The 23699-nt window shown below is 59.3% G+C and carries 20 protein-coding genes; 1 reads left to right on the forward strand and 19 read right to left on the reverse strand.

What is annotated here, in order from left to right; all coding sequences use genetic code 11:
- Positions 1-74: 74 nt before the first annotated feature.
- From JOD69_RS10515 to JOD69_RS10545, 7 genes are all read right to left on the reverse strand, one after another.
- Entirely contained in the window at positions 75-509 is a 435-nt protein-coding gene (locus JOD69_RS10515) for an NUDIX hydrolase (protein WP_077731503.1), read from the reverse strand.
- Positions 510-608: 99 nt separating this feature from the next.
- Entirely contained in the window at positions 609-1712 is a 1104-nt protein-coding gene (gene dinB, locus JOD69_RS10520) for a DNA polymerase IV (protein ID WP_240507083.1), read from the reverse strand.
- Between the two features lie 700 nt (positions 1713-2412).
- Positions 2413-2796, reverse strand: coding sequence for a DUF427 domain-containing protein (locus JOD69_RS10525; protein WP_086134932.1), 384 nt, complete (start codon positions 2794-2796; stop codon positions 2413-2415).
- A 61-nt stretch (positions 2797-2857) separates the two neighbouring features.
- Entirely contained in the window at positions 2858-3241 is a 384-nt protein-coding gene (locus JOD69_RS10530) for a VOC family protein (RefSeq protein WP_077731506.1), read from the reverse strand.
- 60 nt (positions 3242-3301) lie between these two features.
- Positions 3302-4933, reverse strand: a complete 1632-nt coding sequence (locus JOD69_RS10535) for an ATP-binding protein (protein ID WP_156881076.1) — start codon at positions 4931-4933, stop codon at positions 3302-3304.
- Positions 4934-5273: 340 nt separating this feature from the next.
- Positions 5274-5993, reverse strand: coding sequence for an RES family NAD+ phosphorylase (locus JOD69_RS10540; protein ID WP_205781120.1), 720 nt, complete (start codon positions 5991-5993; stop codon positions 5274-5276).
- A complete protein-coding gene (locus tag JOD69_RS10545; RefSeq protein WP_086134934.1) occupies positions 5959-6339 on the reverse strand; it encodes an antitoxin Xre/MbcA/ParS toxin-binding domain-containing protein in 381 nt (126 codons plus the stop codon). The genes JOD69_RS10540 and JOD69_RS10545 overlap by 35 nt, the downstream gene beginning before the upstream one ends.
- Before the next feature lie 339 nt (positions 6340-6678).
- On the opposite strand from JOD69_RS10545, the gene JOD69_RS10550 reads away from it, so the two are divergent.
- On the forward strand, positions 6679-9183 hold the full coding sequence (locus JOD69_RS10550; RefSeq protein ID WP_086134935.1) for an AMP-binding protein: 2505 nt from the start codon (positions 6679-6681) through the stop codon (positions 9181-9183).
- A gap of 227 nt (positions 9184-9410) precedes the next feature.
- Here the strand turns inward: JOD69_RS10550 and der are convergent, their stop codons facing one another.
- The 12 genes from der to JOD69_RS10610 form a co-directional block, all read right to left on the reverse strand.
- Positions 9411-10802 carry a ribosome biogenesis GTPase Der gene (der, locus tag JOD69_RS10555; RefSeq protein ID WP_077731509.1) on the reverse strand — a complete coding sequence of 464 codons (1392 nt, stop codon included), beginning with the start codon at positions 10800-10802 and terminating at the stop codon, positions 9411-9413.
- A 3-nt stretch (positions 10803-10805) separates the two neighbouring features.
- The gene (bamB, locus tag JOD69_RS10560) at positions 10806-12077 is read right to left on the reverse strand and encodes an outer membrane protein assembly factor BamB (RefSeq protein WP_077731510.1); all 1272 of its coding nucleotides are present in this window, start codon (positions 12075-12077) and stop codon (positions 10806-10808) included.
- On the reverse strand, positions 12077-12724 hold the full coding sequence (locus JOD69_RS10565; protein WP_077731511.1) for a tetratricopeptide repeat protein: 648 nt from the start codon (positions 12722-12724) through the stop codon (positions 12077-12079). Before JOD69_RS10565 ends, bamB begins: the two co-directional genes overlap by 1 nt.
- Before the next feature lie 15 nt (positions 12725-12739).
- The gene (gene hisS / locus JOD69_RS10570; RefSeq protein WP_086134936.1) at positions 12740-14008 is read right to left on the reverse strand and encodes a histidine--tRNA ligase; all 1269 of its coding nucleotides are present in this window, start codon (positions 14006-14008) and stop codon (positions 12740-12742) included.
- Positions 14009-14048: 40 nt separating this feature from the next.
- Complete coding sequence (pilW, locus tag JOD69_RS10575) at positions 14049-14819, reverse strand: type IV pilus biogenesis/stability protein PilW (protein ID WP_077731513.1); 771 nt, start codon at positions 14817-14819, stop codon at positions 14049-14051.
- Positions 14816-15916 (reverse strand): 23S rRNA (adenine(2503)-C(2))-methyltransferase RlmN, encoded by a 1101-nt coding sequence (rlmN, locus tag JOD69_RS10580; RefSeq protein ID WP_086134937.1) that lies wholly within the window; start codon positions 15914-15916, stop codon positions 14816-14818. Before rlmN ends, pilW begins: the two co-directional genes overlap by 4 nt.
- Positions 15891-16322: a nucleoside-diphosphate kinase gene (ndk, locus tag JOD69_RS10585; protein ID WP_086134938.1), complete on the reverse strand. Its 432-nt coding sequence runs from the start codon at positions 16320-16322 to the stop codon at positions 15891-15893. The genes rlmN and ndk overlap by 26 nt, the downstream gene beginning before the upstream one ends.
- Before the next feature lie 216 nt (positions 16323-16538).
- A complete protein-coding gene (locus JOD69_RS24635) occupies positions 16539-16874 on the reverse strand; it encodes a hypothetical protein (RefSeq protein WP_245245549.1) in 336 nt (111 codons plus the stop codon).
- Between the two features lie 103 nt (positions 16875-16977).
- Complete coding sequence (locus tag JOD69_RS10595; protein WP_086134939.1) at positions 16978-17400, reverse strand: hypothetical protein; 423 nt, start codon at positions 17398-17400, stop codon at positions 16978-16980.
- A 288-nt stretch (positions 17401-17688) separates the two neighbouring features.
- Entirely contained in the window at positions 17689-18012 is a 324-nt protein-coding gene (locus JOD69_RS10600; RefSeq protein ID WP_086133836.1) for a YbbC/YhhH family protein, read from the reverse strand.
- Positions 18009-22448, reverse strand: coding sequence for an RHS repeat-associated core domain-containing protein (locus tag JOD69_RS10605; RefSeq protein ID WP_086133837.1), 4440 nt, complete (start codon positions 22446-22448; stop codon positions 18009-18011). The genes JOD69_RS10600 and JOD69_RS10605 overlap by 4 nt, the downstream gene beginning before the upstream one ends.
- A 911-nt stretch (positions 22449-23359) precedes the next feature.
- Complete coding sequence (locus JOD69_RS10610) at positions 23360-23683, reverse strand: iron-sulfur cluster assembly accessory protein (RefSeq protein WP_077731521.1); 324 nt, start codon at positions 23681-23683, stop codon at positions 23360-23362.
- Positions 23684-23699: the final 16 nt, after the last annotated feature.

The following is a 23699-nucleotide window of genomic DNA, read 5'->3' on the forward strand; positions in this document are numbered from 1 at the left end:
GCCGAATGGAATTGCGCCGGGATTTCGCAAAGCTTCCATCCCGGCCTACAGGCTCTATCGATTCCGGCTCTCGTTCATCGCAGCGGCGCCACTCGTCCGGTCGCCCGGAATTCCCGGTAGTCCTCTAGCACCTGGGCATGGTCGAAGACCAGGGGCTGCGGCAGCTCATCCGGCATCACCACACTGCAATGCTTGGCATCGTCTGCGGCTATCGGCTCGCCGCTAGCCTCTGCGACGTACACGACGGTTACGGTATGGCCTCGAGGATCTCGCTTGGGGTCCGAATAAATCCCCAGCAGGGCAATCAGGCGAACCTCCAGCCCGGTTTCCTCTTGGGCTTCGCGTCTGGCAGCCTGTTCCACGGTTTCGCCTATATCGACGAAGCCACCCGGAATAGCCCAGCCTTGAGGCGGAAAGGCACGTTCGATCAAGACAATGGGCCGGCCGGGCCGGTCGGTCAATTCGATGATCGCGTCGGCGGCAAGGGCGGGAGTCATCGGTCGCGGCATGGCGTTTTCCTGTCGTTCAAGCCTGATCCGATAGACACTTTATCAAATCCAAGTTCTGAGAAAAGTCGGGCGTGGCTTGGATGGTCCCCTTGGACAAGGTCAGTCCGGCGCGAACAGGTCCAACGTCACCGGACGCTGCGCGTTTTCCAGGACTGAAAAGCTGACGCCCAACAGGCGGACCTTGCGCCGGCCGGCTTCGGTGCGATTTAGGAGTTCCGCAAGGTGGGGCCGGACATCGCGGATGTCGCGAAAGGGCCGATCCAGGGTTCGGGCGCGGGTGACCAATTCGAAGTCGTCGTATTTGACTTTGACGGTGAGGCCACGAGCTTGTAGGCCGTGCCGGGCCAGTTTCTTCAGAACGCCTTCGGCGAGTTTGGCGAGGTGCTGGCACATTTCGGCCCGGTCCGAGAGGTCGGCGGGAAAGGTGGTTTCCGCGCCCCAGGATTTCCGCGGGCGGTTGGGGACGACCGGCCGCTCGTCGATGCCGCGGGCGATCCGGTAGTAGTGCTCGCCGGCCTTGCCGAACTGCCGTGTCAACGTGGCCAGCGCCAGGCGTTCGAGATCCCGGCCGCAACGAATGCCCAGCGCGAGCATTTTCGCTTCGGTGGCTTTGCCTATGCCGTGGAAGGCGCCGATGGGGAGCTCCGCGATAACGACCCTCCCCTGTTCCGGCGGAATCAGGCAAAGCCCGTCGGGCTTGTGGCGGTCGGAGGCGATCTTGGCGAGGAACTTGTTGTAGGAAACTCCCGCGGAGGCGGTGAGCTGGGTCGCTTCCCGGATGCGCCGCTTGATTTCCCCGGCTATTCGCGTGGCGGAACCTTGGAGAATCGGACTTGCCGTGACATCCAGATAGGCTTCGTCCAGGGAGATGGCTTCGACCAGGTTCGTGAAGTCGAGGAAGATGGCACGAATTTCCGCCGAGACCGCCCGGTACACGTCGAACCTCGGCCGAATGAACACTGCCTCGGGACACAGCCGGTAAGCCTTGGCCGCAGGCATGGCCGAGCGGATACCGAACACCCTCGCCTCGTAGCTGCACGTCGCCACCACTCCTCGCGAGTTCGGGGCGCCGCCGACCACCACGGGTTTGCCGCGCAATTCGGGAAAGTCCCGCTGCTCCACCGCCGCGTAGAAGGCATCCATGTCGATGTGGATGATCTTTCGTGGGCGTTGGGGCGGCGGAACTTGATCAGAGCCGTTCAAATAGGGTCACCGGGTCTCATTAGGGCTGCTGTCGGACTGCAATCTCGAACCGGCTGTCGCGGGCTAGAGCATTTTCATATCTACTGTACGGGCACTCGCGAGTAGGTCGGGAATCCTTTCCCGACGCCACGTCCCGGCCGAGCGTCTTCGTCGGCAAAGGGTTGCCGACCTACGAATGCTTGAATCCATTCACCCGAGCCGAAGGCGCCAACGACGTCCGCCAAGCCGGTTTTGCCGTACGAGCGCGATGAAAACGCTCTAAAGCCCGCTCCCACGGCAAGATCAATTGCAATCAATACCTGGAAATAGAAACAGCTCCAAGGATACCCGGACCTCGATCTCATCCAAAATGATGTATCCCGCCGGGCGGCCGTTGCGCTAAAAGCGGTCGTCGGCCGGTGTCAAGTCTTGTCGGCGAGACAGCTTTGTCGGAAGGGGCGTCCTGGCGCTCCAATCGCAAACGGTCTGGCCGGGAGCGCCGGCCAGACCCTTCCCAGGACGGCCGTTTGCGATTGGAAGGGGGACTTTGGTGCTCCCAAAGTTCCCGTTTGCGATTGGAAGGTCGCGACTAAAGCGACGTTTGCGATTGGAAGGGACCGACTAAAGGTCCGTTTGCGATTGGAAGGGTCGCGACTAAAGCGACCGTTTGCGATTGGGAAGGAATTGCCGACCTACTTACCCCCGAATTTCGACATGCTGCCTAGGCTCCAACTTCGACACGAATGTCCGAAAACTTGTCGTCGTAAAAGGCGATCCGGTCTTTCAGTTCACGATGCTCTTCGTAGGGGTCCTCGTAGGTCCAGACCGAATCCTCGAGTTTCGTTTCGCCGAGCTTCAGATCGAAGTAATGAGCGGTCCCCTTGAACGGGCACTCTGTCGTGGTATCCGAGCGTTCGAGCCGATCCAGCCTGACGTCGGAACGCGGGAAATAATAACGCGCAGGATGTCGGTCTTCGTCGACTTCGATCACGTCGCGCGAGTCGGCAATCACTTCGTTGTCGATTTTGACTTGCACTCTTTGACCGAGATGCTTTTCTTGCACTTTATGCTCTGGCCATTTTTGGTGTCCTGGCGATTTTTTCATGCTGACCTCCTGGCTTCTTGGCCATGATCGATGTCAAAGGCAGTCTCTACGGCCCGCATGCCTATCGGCCGCTGCCGTAGGGACGGGTGATGATCTCCAGAAGATGACCGTCCGGGTCTTCGAAATACACTCCGCGGCCGCCGTCGTTGCGATTGATCTGGCCCGGCCGGTGCTGGCCGGGATCGGCCCAGTACTCGAGACCCTGCTCGAGTATGCGGCCGAAGATCCGATCGAAGTCGTCTTCGCCGATCAGAAAAGCGTAGTGCTGCCAGGCGATCTCGCCGTCGGTCTCGTAGAAATCGAGCGAAACGCCGTTGCTGAACTCAACGACGAGGAAAGGTCCGAACGGTTTCTGCCCTGGCAGGCCGAGAATTTCGGTGAAGAACGTCGCCGACTTCCGCTTGTCCCGGCACGGGACGATGGTGTGATTGAGCTGTACGCTCATCTGCGATGCTCCCTGACGCCAAGTCTGTTAGCTTTGTGACCGAACGCAAGGTCAAGCAGTTCAACCCGGCTTCGCCGAATCACCGATCTCGCTGATCGGCAGTCGGACAACGAATTCGCTACCCTTTCCCCGGCCCTCGCTAAATGCTTGTATGGTGCCGCCGTGCATCGCCACCAGACTTTCGACCAGCGATAGGCCGATCCCCAAGCCCCCTTCGGTGCGGTCGAGAGTCCGGTCCACCTGATAAAAGAGATCGAACAGATGACACAACGCCGCCGGATCGATGCCGCGCCCGTTATCGCGGACCCGGATGGCGACCTCGTCGCCTTCGCGTTCGACGCTCAGCCGGATTTGCCCTCCCTCATCGGTGTACTTGGCGGCATTGTTGAGCAGATTCGAGACCACCTGCGCCAGCCGCACGAAGTCGCCTTCGACGTGGATAGTTTCCGAAGGCAGTTGCACGCGGAGTTCGTGCCGGCGCGCGTCGATCAGGGGACGGCTGGTTTCTACCGCGCGCTGCACGATATCGGCCACTACCAGCAATTCCCTGCGCAGTTCGATCTTGCCGCGGGTGATGCGGGATACGTCCAAGAGATCGTCCACCAGCCGGGCCAAATGCTCGACCTGCCGATCGATAACATCCCGCGTCCACTGAAGCTTGGGATCCTCCGTTCCCAATTTGCGCATGATTTGAACGGCGTTGCGGATCGGCGCCAGAGGGTTGCGGAGCTCGTGGGCCAGCATGGCGAGGAACTCGTCCTTCCGGCGGTCGGCCTCGCGTAACGCTTCCTCCGCGCGTTTGATCTCGGTAATGTCCTGGAGGATGCCGCGCAGAATGATGCCGCGGCCTTGGGAGCGCGGGTAAGCCGCGCCCCGGAAGTGTAAAGTTACGAAAATTCCGTCGGCACGAGTGCCCTGCAGTTCCAGGTCAAAAGCCGAATCGGCGGATGCGGTGTGCAGCACGTCGAGCACAGCTGCATGATCCTGAGGGTCGATGAACTGCAGCAATCCCTCAAGATTGCACGGAAAGTCGCTTAAGGGATCCACGGCAAAAATGCGGCGGATGTTTCCGTCGCACAAGAGCTTCTGATCCACCGGGTCCCACTGCCAGACGCAAATGGCAGCTAGCGCTTGGAGATCCCGAAGTTGCTCCTCGGACAGTTGCAACGCGACTCGCTGGCGGAATCGACGAATCAGGAACCAGGCATGATCCGCGATCGCCTGGAGGGATGCGAGATCCTCGTTATCGTAGTCGACTGTTTTGTTGCCGACACCGACCAGCAGCACCACGCGATCATCGTATACGACCGGCACCCCCAGATGGCGCACCAGATGGACATGACCTTCCGGATAGCCCTGCTTGCGACTGAGCCCCTGGTAATCGTTGTGAACGTAGGGCCTGCGATGGCGGGCGCAGTCGGCCCAAATACCGGCGGTGCTTATCGGGTAATGGCGTTGATATACCGCTTGGCACTGGCGAAGGGTTGCGGCCGACCAGGTACCTAGTTCGATAGTCACCTGGTCTTCATTGACCAGATGGAAGTAGCCGACTTCACTGTCCGTCACTGCGACCGCCGCCTCGATAGCCGCGGAGTACAATCTGGGTTCGTCTGCGTCGAGAGCGTGGCGATATAAGTCCAGTAACGCGGATTTTGCCTTGTCGGGGATTGGGGCTAAGGGCGTATTAATCATTGATAAGAAATCATGTCACAGTGAAACAAGGCAGGCTTGTAGCCTTTCTCACCATTCTGGCCCGATGGCAAGAACGAGAGGGATTAGGGGCGCATGACGCTCAACTTCACAGCAACGTAAACAAAACTTCGATTTAGGCCCGCGTGTAAACCTTATCACGCGATCGCGAAGAGGTCCCAAGGGTCGGTTGTATCGCGCTCTCGCCGCCCGGAAGGTTTATCGTGTCCCTTTAATCTGGAATCGAAACCGAACGCATCGGTATTTATTGATAACTGAATGGCAAGAACCCGCAAGTTCGACCATTTTTTTCGGACAATGTTTTCGTTTTTTTGCCTGCCCGTCAGAACTCGAAAGCCCAGCTTTCCCGGTCCAACTGGCGCTGCAGCACGATACGGCGCGGCGGCTGGATCAATAAGGTCCAGGTTTGCTGATTGTTGCGGTACGGCTCCTTTACCGATTTGAAGGGTTGGGGATTCAGCACGGCCAGGCAGAAGCCGCCCGGCGCGCGCACCGATTCGTAACGAATCAGGCCGACCCAGGCTTCCCGTGCCTGTTCCGCCAGCAGCTGCGTGCCGGCGTAATCGGAAGGATGCGTCCAGGTCTCCCGATGGGACACCAGGGGCGGCTTCGAAAGGTCGATAGCCTTATCGGCGGCGGCATGAAATTCGAACAGAGTCAGCTCGACGCTCGCCGGACGGCCTGACAGGCCTTCGCTGTCCAGCCAGAACCGCAACCGCCAGTAGCCGCATTCGGCTGTGGCCGTTCGGCGATCCTCGGCGCCGTAAAAAACGCCGGGGTCGGTGCGCCGGCGAAATCGCGAACCGCCCGGCAGCGGCCAATAGCGGAACGGCGTCGCCAGCAGCCAGTGCAAGCCTTGGGCGTCAGCGGGCAGGCGCGGCTTGGCCTCGTCGAGGATGTCTTCCAGCAATGTCTGATCGTCCAGATTGCCCGAAGCGAGGTGCATGGTGGCGACCCGATGCTGCGCCTCGACTGCCCGCCAGCCGCTGCCCCGCCAGGGGCGTGGTTTAAACACGAGCACGGTGAGAATCCAAGTACTCACAGGCATGAATCAGGCCGTCGACCCGCTTGATGACCTCCAACGGCCGCTGTCCGTCGAAAGCGCGGTTGGCCGATTTCAGCCAGCTTCGGGCCAGTTCGTCGTCGCCGCCGACCAGCGATGACAGGGAACGATACAGGCGCACGAAATGGGCGGCCAGCTCCCAGGGTTTGCCGCCTTCCGGAAGAGCGTATCGGCCGTTCAACAGCCGGGACGCGGTCGGTTGGCTGGCGCCGATAATGCTTTTCAGATCGCTGGGCCCCAATCCCAGGCGGCGAGCGGCCTCGATCACTGCTCCGGTGAGGACGCGCGAGCGGTCTGTGGCGGGGGCTGAAGCTGGGTGTGTCATGGGGTCTTTCCTCGCTTGCTTGCCAACGTGTTTATTCTACTGAATAACCCTATCATAAAACACACCGTGTGAATATCCGTTAACAGCCGGATGCACGCCAGATCTACCGAGACGATTATTTCGTCGATCCATCACTCCTGATCCACTTTCTCGATGCGAAAAATATTCGGTTGGCGGACAATCCTAAGCTCGGCTCTCCGTTCCGAAGGTCGAACATGAAAGCAAGCGTGCGTAATCGGCCGGAAGGTGTGGTCAAACCTATACGAAAGGGCTTGATGAGTTTCGAAGTCGCGATCCAGCCGACGAGGACGTGAAAAAGACCGACCGCCCCAAACCGACATGAAGAAAAACACCCTCCTAGCTCAAGAAGGCCGGCATCCCGATGACTCGCTAGCCGCGTTCTTCGAACGGCAAACCCGGCGTCACGGATCTCGGGAAGCTGTTCGCTATAGGCCAAGATACCGCACCATTCGCTGGAGTTACGACATGCTCGGCGAGCGCGTGTTCGGATTGGCACAAACGCTGGCCGCACACGGCATCGGAACGGGCGATCGGGTCGCTCTCTGCGCGGAAAATTCGCCACACTGGGTTGCGGCCTTCTTCGCCATCCTGGCCCGCGGCGGCGTGGTGGTGCCTCTGAATCCGAAAAGCACTCCGGATCAGATCGACCGGATCAGCAAATCCGCCGAGCCTAAGCTGGCCCTGCTATCCCCCTCGCTCGCCTGGCCCGACGAGGCCGTGCCGTGCTTGCCGACGGCCGACTCGTCCTACTCGGCGAACGAAGCCGCGGCCATGCGGGACAAAGCCGTCTTCGAGAACTCCGGCGGGCTCGCCGAAATCATCTACACCTCGGGGACGACCGGCGATCCGAAAGGCGTCATGCTCTCTCACGGAAATCTCCTGGCCGATCTCGACGCCGTGATGAAAGCGGTGCCCTTGACGCCCGACGATCATATCCTCACCTTGCTCCCCTTGTTTCACGTGTTCGGTCAAATGACGAGCCTCCTGTGCTCGCTGTACAGCGGATGCTCGGTCACCTATATCGCCGCCCCGACGACCCGCGCCATTCGGGAAGCATTGACCTACACGCCGGCGACTCATCTGGTCGTGGTGCCCGAAGTGCTCAAGACCATGATGGATCGCCTGGAAAGCCGGCTGGGCCGAATCCCCGGTTTCCTCCGGCGCGCGCTGCGCGACCGCATCCGTTCCCGCATCTCCCGGACACTCCGGACCATCGTTTGCGGCGGCGCTCCGCTCGATCCGACGATCGAGGACAAATGGTGGAACCTGGGCTTCGAGGTCTTGCAGGGCTACGGACTCACCGAGACGAGCCCGGTCGTCAGTACCAACACCTCCGCCGCCCATCGCGCGGGATCGGTCGGAAAGCCTCTGGACGGGGTCGAGGTCAGGCTGGCTCCGGACAACGAAATCCTGGTCCGAGGCCCGATCGTGATGCAGGGGTACTATCGGGATGCCCAACGCACCGAGGCCGTTCTGGACCACGGCTGGTTCAAGACCGACGATGCCGGACGCTTCGACGAGGACGGATTCCTGTACGTCTTCGGACGCAAGAAATACATGATCCTGGGGCCGAGCGGCGAAAACGTCTTTCCCGAGGATCTGGAAGCCGAACTGAGCCGGGTTCCCGGCGTCATCGACAGCGCCGTAGTGGGCTTGCCGAGGAACGGCCGGACCGTCGTTCATGCCGCGCTGCTCTGTGAGCCGAACCGAGCCGCCGGCGCCGTGGCCGAAGCCAACCGGCATTTGGCGCCGCACCAGCAAATCACGAGCTGGTCTGTTTGGCCCGAGCCCGATTTCCCGCGTTCGGTCACGCGCAAGGTTAAAAAAGAGGAAGTCATCAAAAGACTCAGCAGCGAACCGGCCGGCCGGCCGTCTCAAGGCGGGCGGATCACGCCGCTCAAGCGGCTCTTGGTCGAGGTGACGCAAACGGAGATCGGAGAAATCGACGATTCGACGCGGATCGTAGCCGACCTGAACCTGGATTCTCTGCTGCGAATCGAGCTGGTCTCGCGGATCGAGGACGAATTCGGGGTTTATATCGAGGAAATGCAGATCACGCCGGAACTCACGGTCGCCGATTTGGACGCGCTTGTGCAAGGCCAAAAGGGACGAATGCCCCAGTTGGGGCGTTATCCACGCTGGTCGAACTCGGCTTGGGCCGGCCGATTGCGGCCCGCGGTAAATCAGGTTGTCTTCCGCTGGTGGCTTTCGATCTTCTGCCGCTTGCGCATAAGCGGCGAGGAAAACCTGACGAATCTTCAGGGACCGGTGCTGTTCATGGCGAATCACCGCAGTTTTCTCGATCCGGTCATCGCGACCTGGACGATTCCAGAAGTTATTCGCTCGCGCCTCGGCATCGCGGCCGGCACCGAGGTTCTCTACGGCAAATACCCTTGGTTCGCGCCGCTGGCGGAACTCGCGTTCAATGCCTTCCCGTTTCCCACCGGAACCCACGAAAACATCCGGCCGGGGCTCGATTATATCGGCCGCATGCTCGACGACGGCTGGAACGTTCTGATTTTCCCCGAGGGAGGGCTGAATCGGTCCGAACGGCCGCTGCTCGATTTGAAGGGCGGCACCGGCGTGGTCGCCGTCGAAATGGGCGTCCCCGTCGTACCGCTCGTCATTCAAGGCACCGAGAAAATCCTCCCTCCCGACACCCTCGTGCCGAAGAGGCGGGATCAAGTGAGCGTCCGCTTCGGAAAGCCCTTGAATTTGGCAGGACAGGAATACGCCGACGCGACTGCGAGTATCGAATCGCATCTGCGACATTTACTTGAAGATCGGGAAAACCGCGAATCAGCTCGTCGTAGGCCGGAATAAGCGCAACGTTTCCGGCACCGGCTCCCGGCGATGAGTCCTTGTCCCCGACATCGTTTGACCCAAACCAAGATGTCGGGAAAGGATTCCCGACCTACCAGACGGCCCAGGCTCGTAGGTCGGCAATCCCTTGCCGACAAACCCGCTGGATCGCGGAAAGGCTCGCGAATAAAGCAGCCGTTTGCGAGCGGGCGCTACCGCAGACCAAAAATGCTCTATCCGAAGCACTGTCAGGTCTTTTTCTTGTGCCTGATCAGGCGCCGACGCTTTCGAACCTGGCGGGCGGAAAGAATGTTGCGTTTGCCCTTGAACGGATTCTCGCTGCTCCGGAACTCGAGCTTGATCGGCGTTCCCTGTATGTCCAAGGTATCCCGGAAGACGTTGATCAGGTAGCGTTTGTACGCCCCCGGCACTTCTTCCGTTTGATTGCCGTGGATCACGATGACCGGCGGATTCTGGCCGCCCTGATGGGCGTATTTGAGCTTGATGCGCCGGCCGCGAACCAAGGGCGGTTGGTGCGCGACCAGGGCGTCCTGAAGGATTTTGGTTAGCCGCGAAGCGGACAAATCCCGCGTCGAAGCCTCGTAAATGGCTTCCACCGTATCCAGCAGATTGCCCACGCCCGTGCCGTGCAGCGCTGAGATGTAATGCTTTTCCGCGAAATCAAGGAACGGCAGTTTCAAATCGATCTGGCGCCGCACGTTGTCTTTCTGGTCCGGACTGAGCCCATCCCACTTGTTCAGGCCGATGATGAGCCCGCGGCCGATTTCCAGAACCATGCCCAGGAGATTGGCGTCCTGATCGGTCACGCCCTCGCGGGCATCGATCAGGAAAATCACCACGTGGGCCGTTTCGATCGCTTGCAGGGCCTTGATGACGCTGAACTTTTCGATGGTTTCCGAGACCCGCCCGCGGCGGCGGATGCCGGCGGTATCGATCAGGGTATAGGCTTTGCCGTGACGCTCGAAGGGAATGTAGACGCTGTCCCGCGTCGTTCCGGGCTGATCGTAGACGACTACCCGCTCCTCTCCCAGAATGCGATTCACCAAGGTCGATTTGCCGACATTGGGACGCCCCACCACGGCGATGCGAATGCCGGGCGATTCTTCAGTCATTTCCGGCTCTTCCGGAGCCGGCAACTTGGCTTCCAGCTCGTCCAGCAGCGTATCGATTCCGATCGCATGGGACGCCGAGATGGGGTGGGGCTCACCGAGGCCGAGAGCGTAGAACTCGCCCGCAACGACCGCCAAATCCGCCCGGTCGATCTTGTTCACCACCAGAAGAACGGGCTTTCCGGTCTTGCGCAAGCGTTCGGCAATGGCTTCGTCGCCGGCATTGAGGCCGTGACGGGCGTCGACCAGCAGCAGGATCAGGTCCGCTTCCTCCAGCGCATAACTAACCTGGCGCATAGCCTGTTCGTCGATGCCGAGTTCGGTCTCGACGATACCGCCGGTATCGACCACGAAATAGTCCTTTTGACCGCGCCTTACCCGGCCGTATTGCCGGTCTCGGGTCAAGCCAGGGAAATCCGCCACGAGCGCGTCGCGGGTCCGGGTCAGATAATTGAATAGGGTGGACTTGCCTACATTAGGGCGGCCCACCAGGGCGACCACGGGCAACATAAACTACTCCAATCGCAAACGGTCATCCGGGGAGCGCCCGGATGCCCCTTCCAATCGCAAACGGTCATCCGGGGAGTTCCCGGATGACCCTTCCACCGCGATGGCGGCCAAGGTGCCGCCGCTGGTATAAACGTAGATGACGTCGTCGAACACGACTGGCGTCGCCGCGATTGGGCTCTTGTCCACCCTGACCCGGCCCACCAAGCTGCCATCCTCCTGGGAAAGCAGATGGAGATAGCCCTCGAAATCACCGACCACGACATAGTCCTTGACCAAAGCTGGCGCCGTCAAACGCCGGAAGTGCAACTCGTCCTGTTTCCACAGATCAGCGCCGTTGCGCACGTCCAATTGCCAAACATCGCTGCTGGCGTCGGTTACGAACAGCGAGCGGCGGGCCGCCGCCATGCCGGTGTAAGAAGATAGTTCGGCCTGGCGCCAGAGCACGTCGCCGTCTTTTAACGATACGGCGGCCACGCCGCCTTGATAACCCGTCACGTAGATGGTGTCTCCTTTCACGATCGGATCGGAATCCATATCGACCAAACGCTCTATTTCGGAGCGACCGTGGGGCAACGCAATCGTCGCCTCCCATTCCGGTTTGCCGTCAGTCAAATTCAGGGCAATCAGCTTGCCGCTGCCATAACCGTCCAGCACGAAATCGTCTGCAATCGTCGGCGAACCACGGCTGCGAATCGAAAGTGCCGGTATCGTCCGGTCATGATACCAGCGCGTCCCACCGGTATTTTCGTCGAGCGCGGTAATGCGCCCGTCGCTGCTCCGTATCACCACCGTGTCGCCTTCGACGCGCGGCAAGGCGAGAATCTCGCTGGACACGTTGGTTTTCCAAAGCACCGAACCGTCGCCGTCATTCAGCGCCACGATCTCGGCGTTGCTGGTGCCGAGTATGAGCTTGCCCTCACCCGCCACGGGTCCGGCGGAAACGGCCAGCTCAATATCCACGGACCACAGCTTGTCGCCGTTGAGACGGCTGCGCGCCTGAACTTCGCCCTTGCGGTCGGCCGCGAAAATCTTGTCTTCGGTGACGGCGGGAACCAGGTTCACATATTGCTCGGCATAACCTTTGCCGATATCGACATCCCAAAGCACCGTCATCTTGACCGCGGGCTCGAAATCTTTGAGCTCCGCGGGCGGGTCGGCATTATCCGAAGCTCCGAAGTACTCTCCTATACCGGAGGCTGCTTCTTTCAGTGGACCAAGCGCACTACAGCCGGTCAGCAGCAGACCGCACAAAAACAAGACCAGAAAACGGCGCATCAGGACCCGGCTGGTTTCGGCGCGGCCGGTAGATCGTTAAGCTTCAGCTCCAGCAGCGGGGAAGCTTCGCCGAATTCTTTCGCGGCTTCGTAAGCTCTACGGGCTTCGTCGGGCCGGTTGGCGGCCGCGTACAGATCGCCTTTGAGCTCTTGGTAAAGACCCGCAAACTTGCCCATCTGTTCCGCGGTCAACGGCTCCAAAAGGCTCAGTGCCGGACCGGTTTCTCCCGAAGCCAGCATCACCTGGGCGAGACGGAGCCTTGCGATATGCTTGAAGTTTTCGTCCTTGGTTTTTGCAAGCGTCTCTTCCAGAACGGCCTTCGCGCCAGGCAAATCATTGGAATCGACCTTGAGCTTGGCGAGCAGCAACCGGGCGTAATCGGCATAGGCGCTCGACGGGTACGTGGCGATGACCCGCTCGCCCAATTTGATCGCGGGTTCCGTTTGCTTGGTTTCCGACGCCTTCAGCATTTGCAGATAAAGATTGGAGGCCTGCTCGTTTTGGCTGCGCACATTGCCCTGCCACATGTTCCAGCCGATGATGAGCGCGACGCCCAGAAGAACACCGAGAATCAGCGATTGCCGATTTTCTTTCCACCACCGCTGGAGCGCTTCTAAGCGCTCTTCTTCTGTCAAATACGTTTCCACTCGAACCTCGTCGCGTTAAATGAGTGCTTGCAAAAAGGGGATCAGCTCGGATTGCGAAAGGGTCGTCTGGCCGGCCTCGGTGCGTAAGTATTTGATGCCGATCAGCTGATCTCGCGCCTCATCTTCACCCATGATCAGCGCCAGTATTGCGCCGCTTTTGTCCGCCCGTTTGAATTGGCTCTTGAAACTGCCGCCGCCGCAATTCACCACCAGCCTCAAGTTCGGCAGGGCATCGCGCAAAGCCTCGGCCAGCACGGCGCCCTTGCGTTCGGCGTGTTCGCCCACGCGGATCAGATAAGCATGGGGCAGCGCCGCGGCATCCAGTTTTTCCGGGGATTCCAGTAGCTCGATCAGGCGCTCCATGCCGAGAGCGAATCCGGTTGCGGCGGAACCTTTTCCGCCCAATTGTTCGATCAGGCCGTCGTAACGTCCGCCGGCGCAAACCGTCCCCTGAGCGCCCAGTTCGTGGGTGACCCACTCGAAAACGGTGCGGCAATAATAATCGAGGCCGCGCACCAGCGTGGGATTCACGGAATAAGCAATACCGGCTTCGTGGAGAAGCTCCCTCAATCGCTGGAAATGTGTTTTGGATTCCTCGCCCAGTTCGTCCGTTAAAACCGGCGCCGCCTGGATCAGCTCGCGCATATCCGGATTCTTGCTGTCCAGAATGCGCAAGGGATTGGATTCCAGGCGCCTCTGGCTGTCTTCGTCGAGCTTCCCATAGTGCGTACGGAAGAAGTCCACCAGCTTGGCGCGATAACCGTGCCGCTCTTCGGCCGTTCCCAGGGTATTGATTTGCAGTTCGAGCTTGTGCGCGATGCCGAGTTCCCGCCACAGCCTGGAGCTCAGCAAAATCAGCTCGGCATCGATGTCGGGGCTCGCCATGCCGTAAGCCTCGACACCCACTTGGTGGAACTGGCGATAGCGGCCCTTCTGCGGACGCTCGTGGCGGAACATGGGTCCCGCATACCACAGCCGGTTGATCTGATTGTGCAGCAGGCCGTGCTCCATGCACGCCCGCAGGCAGCCAGCGGTACCTTCCGGACGCAGCGTCAGGGAATCGCCGTTGCGATCCTCGAAGGTATACATTTCTTTCTCGACGATATCGGTGACTTCGCCGATCGAGCGCTTGAACAGTTCGGTCCTTTCCACCAACGGCAGACGGATTTCCTCATAGCCGTAGCTCGCCATGACACGGCGCACCACCGACTCGACATGCTGCCAGCGCGGCGTGCGATCGGGCAGTATGTCGTGCATGCCGCGAATCGCCTGAATCTTTTCCATAGTCGAAAGGGTTGTCGTGGGGTTATTTAAGAAGCGGGAGTCAGTCTACCGAAATGTAGCGCTTGGCCTGCACGGCTTCCTTGGTATTTGGAAATTTCGACCGCAGGGTTTTCGCATAGTCTCTGGCTGCATGGAAATTGCCGAGACCGGCTTCGGTCTCGACGCCGATCCAAAGCGATCTCGGATCCGGTTCCGCCACTGCGTGATAGCGCTCCAAAAACGCGCGCGCAGACATGCCCTGACCGGTTTCGCGGCTCAGCTCGGCCATCTCGATCAACGCCGGCGCAAAGCGGGGATCGTATTCCAGCGCCTGACGCAGATACTGCTCGGCTTCCCCATTTTGACCTGCCGACCGGGCGCAAATCCCGGCATTGGTGAGCGCGATCCAGGGCGAGTTATAGAGCTTCGAACCGATGACTTCCCGGAACTGGCTCATGGCTTCGGCGTACCGGCCCTGCCCGCACAAAAACCGGCCGTAGTTGTTGCGGACGCCGAAGTTTTCGGAATTCGCCGACAAGGCCTTCTTGAACTCGCGCTCGGCGTCGGCCGGCTGATCCAGCCGCTGATAGAGCACCGCCAGCGCGTTGTAGGCCTCGCTGTTTCGTCCGTCCAGTTCGGCGGCCTTGGTCAGATCCTGTAGGGCCACCTCGTAGTTGCCCGCTTCCATGTATTGGATGCCCTTTCGAACATAAATGTCGGATTGGCTGAGCGAGCCGTAGGGATCGTTAGGACGGGTATTGTGCGTCTTCGACGATCCACAGGCCGCGAGCGCCACACACACTATCGGACCGATCAAAACCCGGAATTTCATGACTGTACAACCTGTAAGCGGTGGTGCCTGCGCGTCCGGTCGTTCACCCGCCCCACCAGCTGGCCGCAGGCCGCGTCGATGTCGTCGCCGCGGGTTTTGCGGGTCGTGGCGATCAATCCGGCGGCGTGCAGCATGTCGCTGAACCGGCGTATGGTTTCCGGACCGGAGCACCGGTAATTGGAACCCGGAAACGGGTTGAACGGAATCAGGTTGACCTTGGATGGCACGTGACTCAAGAGGCGAATCAAGGCCCTGGCGTGCGCGGGCGTATCGTTGATGCCGTCGAGCATCACGTATTCGAAGGTCACTTTGCGGCGATTTTCCCGCCCGACATAGCGCTTGCAGGCTGCCAGAAGCTCCTTGATCGGGTACTTGCGGTTGATCGGCACCAATTCGTTGCGCAATTCGTCGTCCGGCGCGTGCAGGGAGACGGCGAGCGCGATATCGGACACTTCGGCCAGCCTGTCCAGAGCCGGAACGATGCCTGAGGTGCTGAGCGTCACCCGGCGCTTGGAGAGCCCGTAGGCGAAATCGTCCAGCATCAGGCTGGTGGCGGCGACAACATTGTTGAAGTTGAGGAGCGGCTCGCCCATGCCCATGAGGACCACGTTGGTCACCCGGCCTTCGCCGAGTTCGCGCCGCGCCACCCAGAGCTGGCTGATGATCTCGGCGGCGCTCAGGTTGCGATTGAAGCCCTGCCGCGCCGTGGAACAGAACGAGCATTCCAGAGCGCAACCCACTTGGGACGATACGCACAAGGTGCCGCGCCCGTCTTCGGGAATGAAGACGGTCTCGATGCGGTTTTGGTCATCCAGTTGCAGCAACCATTTGCAGGTGCCGTCCGAGGATTTCTGCGCATAGGCGATCTCCGGCACGCGGATTTCGCAACGTTCGGCCAGCCGCGTCCGCAGCGACTTGCTCAAATTGGTCATCGCCGAGAAATCGGCGACGCCGCGCTGATGTATCCATTGCAGCAACTGCGTCGCACGAAAAGGTTTTTCCCCGATCTCGACGAAGAAGGCTTCCATCGCCTTCCGGTCTAGGCCGAGGAGATTCAGCTTTTCGCCGGAATTAACGGGTGCGGGGGCAGAGCTCATTCTCTTTGAAGAAAAATGCGATTTCCTGTGCCGCCGTATCCGGTCCGTCGGAACCATGCACCGCGTTTTCGTCGATGCTGACGGCAAAATCGGCACGGATGGTGCCGGGTGCGGCTTCCTTGGGATTGGTGGCGCCCATGATTTCGCGGTTCTTGCCGATGGCATTCTCGCCTTCCAGAACCTGCACCATCACGGGACCGGTGATCATGAAATTTACCAGATCGTTGAAGAACGGCCTTGCCTTGTGGACCGCATAAAATCCCTCCGCTTGCTCGCGGGAAAGATGCAGCATTTTAGCCGCGACGATTTTGAGCCCCGCTTTCTCGAAGCGGCTGTAAATTTCGCCGATCACGTTCTTGGCTACAGCGTCGGGTTTGATGATGGACAAGGTGCGTTCGACCGCCATTGGATCTCCTTGATTCGGATTCGCCGGTGTTGTGTAGTGAATGAAAACCGAGCGTTCTCGGCTTTCGGAAAAACGTTCGCCGCCCAGATACGGGCAGATAAAACATTGGGATTTTACTGGAAAATTGAGCCGATGATAAGAAATACCGGCCCTTGAACCCGTTTTCAAACGCCATGAGCAGCATCATGGCGTCGCACGGCAGATTGAAGCCGGCCTTTAGACCGCGAAACCTTCCCCGCAACCGCAGGTCGCCTTGACGTCGGGATTGTCGAAGCGAAACGCTCCGTTGATCCCCTCCCGGCGATAATCCACCCGAAGTTGAAGACTCAACTCGCCGGGCCAGAACTCCGGCCACCCTGGAAACTTATCATTATCATTCCCAAATCGACAGGAGAAGGGCGCAGGCTTTCGTTGTTTGACTTCCATGACCGCGCCAACGGAGTATCCACGGCGCGGGTGGGTTAGCAGAGCATAACCCGCTTTCAGAGATTCACCGACGCCCCCCGGCGCGATACGCGTCGCTGCTTCCCGCAGGGAGGTGGACTGATTCAAAATTAAAAGCAAATAACCAAAGTCTGACCCCTTCGAACTGACCCCTTCGCTCGTTCAGCGCATCATATGGCTCTGGATAAAAATCTAATTTAACGATCACCCTTTAACTGCTCAGACTTGCATTGTGCCTTGCCGCCTCTTCATCCGCGGGATCAACATAGTAATCGTCCCAGGAGCGATAAGTCCTATTTCGGTTATCTTTAACGCGTCCGCCGAGTTGCGTGGCAATTTCAATCATCCATTTTAAAGTCTTCTCGTCGGAATTCTTTGTCATCAAATGACTTTTTGATAAAAATAGTTTTCCTGGAATATCCCCCATAGGGTCAAATACTAAAGTGTCTTTCTCCGCCCTGCTGCCTGTGTCACTTTCCTTGAGAGCAATATCGTTACGCGCTTTGGCTAACGCCTTTAGCTGGGCAAGCGATGGCGGTAAATAATAGAAAAGTTTCTTTCTGCCGAGCCACCACGGGCCATATCGTGTTTTTAGGCCCAGGACTATGAAAAATAAACCTTTCTTTACCGCCATTGCTTTATAAGGGGTGGTTATTTGAACGATTTTATGACACCTGCACCACTGTAAAGTCTATTGACATTGGTCAAGCCCTTACCACGCTCATATAACAGAGGAATTCCAAGACCATAATCAGCGCTATAATCCCTAACATGATTAGCCCATTGCCCTTTAGTCGTTAGGTCTGCCCAAAGCGCGGTAGGGCGCAATAGCGTACTCGCGTATTGCGCCGAATAAAGGCCGAATTCATGCGGCGGAATACGGGAGTACCCTATTCCGCCCTACGCGAGCTAAATGAGCAGATTATTTACCGTGACTAACTCGGATAACTTTTGCATCTCTTTTTGATATTTCTATCATGGCCACTCCACCCATTAGTCCTTCTGGTAACGTTCCTTTTATTACCCAAACGGTATTATTAAGGACCGCTTTTAGAGGTTTTTGTCTATCAATATTTTCCACACCATATATCGGTTTTAAAATCGCCTCCGCCACGACTACGGCCGTCATCTCGTCGGGAATAAAACCTTCATCAGGAACATAGGAGTGTTCCTGCGCCATAACGCTATAGCTTTCAGCTACCATTAAAAAAAATATAAAAAAGACACGACTTATCCGCTGACTCATTTGGCTCCGCTCCCAACTGTTTGGACGGTGCCGTGAAGTGGGCTATTTGGTAACGGTGTATACATTTTTATCTGTCCTTGAGGAGTGCCGAGTAATCCTGGAAGATTATCTTTGTCAAGATTTCTCTTGTCATCCTCTGAGAAGTTCTCGTTGTCATATCTTTTATCGTAACTGCCATGGGTATGATAGTTTCCGGCAGCTTTGGTACCAGTGGGACATACCCCATCATATGACCAATCTTTTCCACCCTTATTGGGAGGTGTATAAAAACAGCTTCCATTTGCATAAGTACACAGCCTACCGGCATATTCGACGCCATCCTTAATTGATTGCGGATTAATATCCCTAACGGCCTGCTCCCCAGCAGCTTGAGCACTCGGATACTCTGCGTAGGGTTCCAGCCCAAATGGATCGATGTAATTCAGCGGGTTATTCCCCACATAGGCATAGGTATTTAGACCACCCACGAGCCCGATCGGATCGCTCTCCAGATACCGCCCGAGGCTCGGATCGTAATCGCGGAAGTAGTTGTAGTGTAGCCCCGACTCGCCGTCGTAGTACTGGCCCGGGAAGCGCAGGTTGAGTGTGAGGGGCTGTTGATCGCCATCCGGGTCTTCCTCGGGGCGACCGCCCCCGAAAGGATCGGAGTCCCAAAACCAGGCTACGGTCTGATTTTGATCGGTCAGAAGCCTCGGCGCAGCAAGGTGGTCGGCCTGAACGAAATAGACGGCGGGTTCGCTTTGTGGTGGGGCGCCGCCGACACAGGTCGGGTAATCGCAACGCAAGACCAGCCGGCGCGCGTCGAGGACGGTAATCCAATGGTCGCGGTCGAGGTCGCGGGGGTCGCCGGGGCCAACCGGCTGGTTGCGGGCTTGAAGTAGGATGTCCACATCGCTCCGGTCGATGACCCCGTCGCGGTTGAAGTCCTGCTCGCGACCCTCGGGAGAGCGGATGAAGGCCAGCGGCAGATCGTCGAGATAGACAAATTCCCGCAGGGGCTGGCCTGCTTCGCCGCTTTCGGCAATGAGGTGCCCGGCCGCATCGTAGTGGTAGCCCGTAGTCTGGAAGGTGGTTTTTTGTACGCGCTGTCCCAAACCATTGTATCGGTAGGCGGCCCGGGGCAGGCTCTCCTGGTTGACCGTTGTGAGTCGGCCGTCCTCACGATAGCCGAATTGGTAGCTGCCCGCGCCGACCATGCGACCGGCTTCGTCATAAGCAAAGCTGCGGTTGTCCAGCCCCTCGGCCGCGAGCAGCCGATGAGTATCCAGGGCATAGCGGTATGCCGTCTGACCCGCGCTGCGGGTTTCGAGGAGGCGGTTGCCGACCTCGTCGTAACTCCAACCGCGACTGCCGTAGCGCCCATTGGCGCCGATCAGTCGGTCCAGGGCATCGTAGGTAAAATTCTGGTTGCGGCCCATGTCCAGCCAGTCCGTGATACCGACGATATTGTCTGCTTCGTCCAACGCGTAAGCGTGATGCTGCACCGTACCCACGGTTTGCTCGGTCAGGCGCCCGTCGGCATCGAAGCTGCGCGTCAGGATCAAACCGTTGCCGAAGGTGAGCTCCGCCAGAGGACCAAACGGCCGATAGCTGAGGCCGGTCGCTACCACCTCGGTCTGCCCCTGACTGGTACTCCGGACCTCCGTGATCCGTCCCGTGTTGTCCCGCGGATAACCGATCACCCGCCCAGACGGGTAGGTCAGGCTCACCAAACGGTCCGCGTCGTCGTAGCCGTAACGGGTGGTATACGACAGTCCATCGATCGTTACGGTTTGGGTCGTCAGCCGGCCACGAACGTCGTACTGGTAGGCGGTATCGCCAGCGCCGTCGGTCAGGCCGGTCAACCGGCCTAGCCCATGGGGTCCCTGGTCATAGCTATAGCTTACATCCGAGACCGTACCGGGATAGTCGATGCCCAAGAGCCGGTTGAGGGCATCGTAGCTGGAGATCGCCGTGGCACCGGTGGCATCTTGTCGGGTGAGCCGGTTGCCGGCGCTGTCGTAGCTATAGAGAACTGTGCCGGTGTTGGGGCTCGCTTCCTGGAGGAGATCGCCAAAGCCGTCATAGGTGTAGGTGGTGGTGAGATTCGAGGGATCGGTGACCGCGAGAAGATGATCCAAGGCATCGTAGCTGTACCCGGTGCTGCCGGCTAAGGGGTCAGTCTCTGAGACCCGGCGGTTCAAGGCATCGTAGGTGTAGTGAGTCACCCGGTTGAGGGGGTCGGTGACGCTGGTCCGGTTGCCGTTGGCGTCATAGGCGTAGGTGGTGGTCTGACCGGCGGCGCCGATGGATTGAGTAAGCTGCGAGAGGGTATCGTAGACCCACTGGTGTTGCCGGACCAGGGTGTTGGACGGATCGAATACCTCTTCTTTCGTCTTGTTGCCGGCGAGGTCGTAGGTGGTGTGGATGTTATTGCCTAAGGCGTCGGTGATATCGGTCCGCCGGTGGGCGGCGTCGTAGGTGTACTCAAGAAACGCGCCGTTAGGCGGCGTGACTTTGGTCAACTGGCCGACGCCGTCATACTCGAACGTCGTGCTCTTGCCGCCCACGGCGCGGTTGATCAGCCGGCCTCGAACGTCGTAGGCCAGATCGATGATGAGCCCATTGGGATCGGTGATGCGACCGACCCGGCCGTGGGCGTCGTAGGCGCCGTAGGTGGTGACGTGCCCCAGGGCATTGGTGACCGAAGTCAGGTTGCCCTGAACATCGTAGGTCAAGGTCGTCACGTCGCCGACATCGGTGCGGGGACCGTCGACGCTGGTGACTTGACCGAAGTCGTTATAAGTGTAGGTCCAGGTGCGGCTTTGGCCGCCCGCGGTAATGGTCTTGGTGAGGCGGTTGCCGTGGGCATCGTAGGCGAAAGTCGTGGTCCGCCCCGGCTCGGTGATCCGGGTCGGCAGCCGGAAAGCCGGGTGCCACTCGGTGGTGATCGTCCGGGCTTCGGGCGTCCCCACGGCTTCGGTGCGGCTGGTCTCGAGGTTGCGGGCGAGATCGTATTGATAAGTGGTAGTGACTCCCTTGAAGTCGGTGCGGCTGACGACGTTGCCGTTGGCGTCATAGCTGGCCGAACTGGCTTGCTGACCGCAGCCGCTGCCGCAAGGCTGGGTCACACCGGTGCTGCGGGCGACGTTCAGAATGGTTTGGAACCCGTAGGTCCGGGCTGTTCCGAGCGGATCGGTCACGGTGCTGGAGCCGTCGGCCTGATAGGTCAGGGTCATTCTATCCGCGCCGCCGGCGTGTTCGGTGAGGATACCGCGGCCTTGTTCGTCGTAGGCGAAGGTCGCGAAACGTTCGCCGTTTTCGTCGATAATCCCGGTCAAGGCATAGGGGAACCGGATATCTTCGTAGGTGTACAACCGCTTCGGGTTGTCCGACAGGGTCTCGGGGGTGCTGTCCGGATACAGAACCGTACCGAGGCGTCCGAGCACATCATACTGATAGGTGTAGACGTTGCCGGCCGGGTCGGTCACGGTGCTCAGCCGATTTTGCGCGTCATACGCCAACAGCAATTGGCGGCCCGAAAGGCGATCGGTCACATGGTAAAGCCGCCCCAGGCCGTCGTAGGCCAAATCCTGGCCCAACCCTTCTCGGCTGACGATCGCGGTCAATCGGCCCTTGGCATCGTAGTATTCCGAAGTATCGTCCTCGCCCCGCACATAGCGCCAGCCCGTGATCGTACCGGCCTCGCTGAGCGGGGCAAGGGTATCGGCGACATCGGCGTCGGGCCGCCAGTCGCCGCCGATCTTGACGAAGCGATAGGCGCGGCCGTCAGGACGCACGACATAAATGTCGTTCGCGGTCAACGCCAACTGGCGATCGTAACTGTGGCGCCAGCGTAACCCCAGGGTCCGATGTTCCGGGTAGGCGCTGTTGTAATAGCGCTTGAATTCCAGCGGCAGCCGACCAGTTCCGGTATAGTCGGATTCCGCCTGGTATTTGTTGCCGGTGGCACCGTTGACGGGATTGGTGCCGTTGCAGGCCTGCGGTTGTCCCGCATTCTTTTGGGCCGGCGGCGGGGGCGGCGTGTAGTAGACCACCATGCTGTCCGAGGCGCTGCAGCCGTTCACGCTGCCGTGGACTTCGAACAAGTTGGGGCCGGGCTGGAGCGTCACCGAGGCGGCGCCGGACCCGAGGAAGTTGATGAGGGTCGTGAAGGTGCCGGACTGCTGGAAAAACGGGACGCCATTCAGGGTGGCCGTGACCTGGCCGACATCCCCCTGATTGGCGGTCCCGGAGCCGGTACCGGCGACACCGACCTGGGCCGTCACCACCGTGCTGCCGCGAGCCGGCGCCGTGAAGCTGAGCGAGCAGGCGTCGGCCGCGCCGGCCGCAAGAAGATTCAGAACCAGCAGCGCGCAAACGAGCATGCGCGATGTTCCCGTGGTGTTCCCAACCAGGGCACAGAATCGTCTCCCTGCCCCCCATCGTTTTTCCATCGTAGATCTCCCGAAAACGTGTTTTACCGTCGCCGCTGAAACGTCCGGCGCTGGCTTCGCCGCTGAAGTTAAGCAGCGATTCGGGAGTCGGTTTGTAACCAACGTCGCAAAAACGAAAACACGTCCCCGATCACCGATGTCCGGTGCCGAGCTGAACGGCAGAATTCGTCGGAGTAGAAGATGCGTGAGTCCGACCGTTCGCTTCCGATGAAACACCCACGCACGAAAGCCGAACGATACGGTAGGTCGACTAAGTACATTCAGGGAATGTCTTGCGGCATAGGCAACCTGCAGGACAACCCCGCCAATCAAGCCAATCTGTCGAGATTCCGCAAATATTTGCGGAATGTACTTAGAGCGTTTTCATCGCGCTCGTACGGCAAAACCGGCTTGGCGGACGTCGTTGGCGCCTTCGGCTCGGGTGAATTGATTCAAGCATTTGTAGGTCGGCAATCCTTTGCCGACGAAGACGCTCGGCCGAGACGTGGTGTCGGGAAGGGGGGCTTCGGCGCTCCCGAAGACGCCGTTTGCGATTGGAAGGTCGCGACTAAAGCGACGTTTGCGATTGGGAGGGATTCCCGACCTACTCGCGAGTGCCCGTACAGTAGGTATGAAAATGCTCTAGCTCGAAGGTCGGCCGGGACAGGCAAGTCTTCCGGATGAGCGGATTTGTCGGTATGGCAGAATCTTGCTCGCTAGTTGCGACAAGGAAAAGGACGCGGCTCGCCGACTAGGAGCCTACCCCAGTAGGTCACAAAACCCTTCGACACGCTCAGGACGAAAGGCCTACTGAGATAGGCTCCAGCATTGCACTGCCAAGGCGCGGCCGGCCAAGAGCAGGCGGTGAACGGCTAGCCTCACGAGATCACCGGGATGCCGATGTATCGGTTCTTCCGATTGAAGAGAGAATCTTAGACGGCGAAACTTTCCCCGCAGCCGCAGGTCGCCTTGACGTTGGGATTGTCGAATCGAAACGCTTCGTTGATTCCTTCCCGGCGATAATCCACCTGAACGCCCGAGAGATAAGCCAGATCGCTGTCTCTCACGACGACTTTCACGCCGTGCTGTTCGAATACGGCATCGCCCTGCTCCACCGCATCGGCGTAATCGACTACATAAGCGAAACCGGTGCAGCCGGACTTTTTCACGCTCAGACGAAGCCCTACCCCTTTGCCGCGTTTTTGCAATTGCTTGGCGATTTGCTCCGCCGCTTTTTCAGTTAAGGTAATGGACATAATACGTAATCTCTGT

Origin of the sequence: Methylocaldum sp. RMAD-M (genome assembly GCF_017832375.1) — a bacterium.
Lineage (GTDB): Bacteria > Pseudomonadota > Gammaproteobacteria > Methylococcales > Methylococcaceae > Methylocaldum.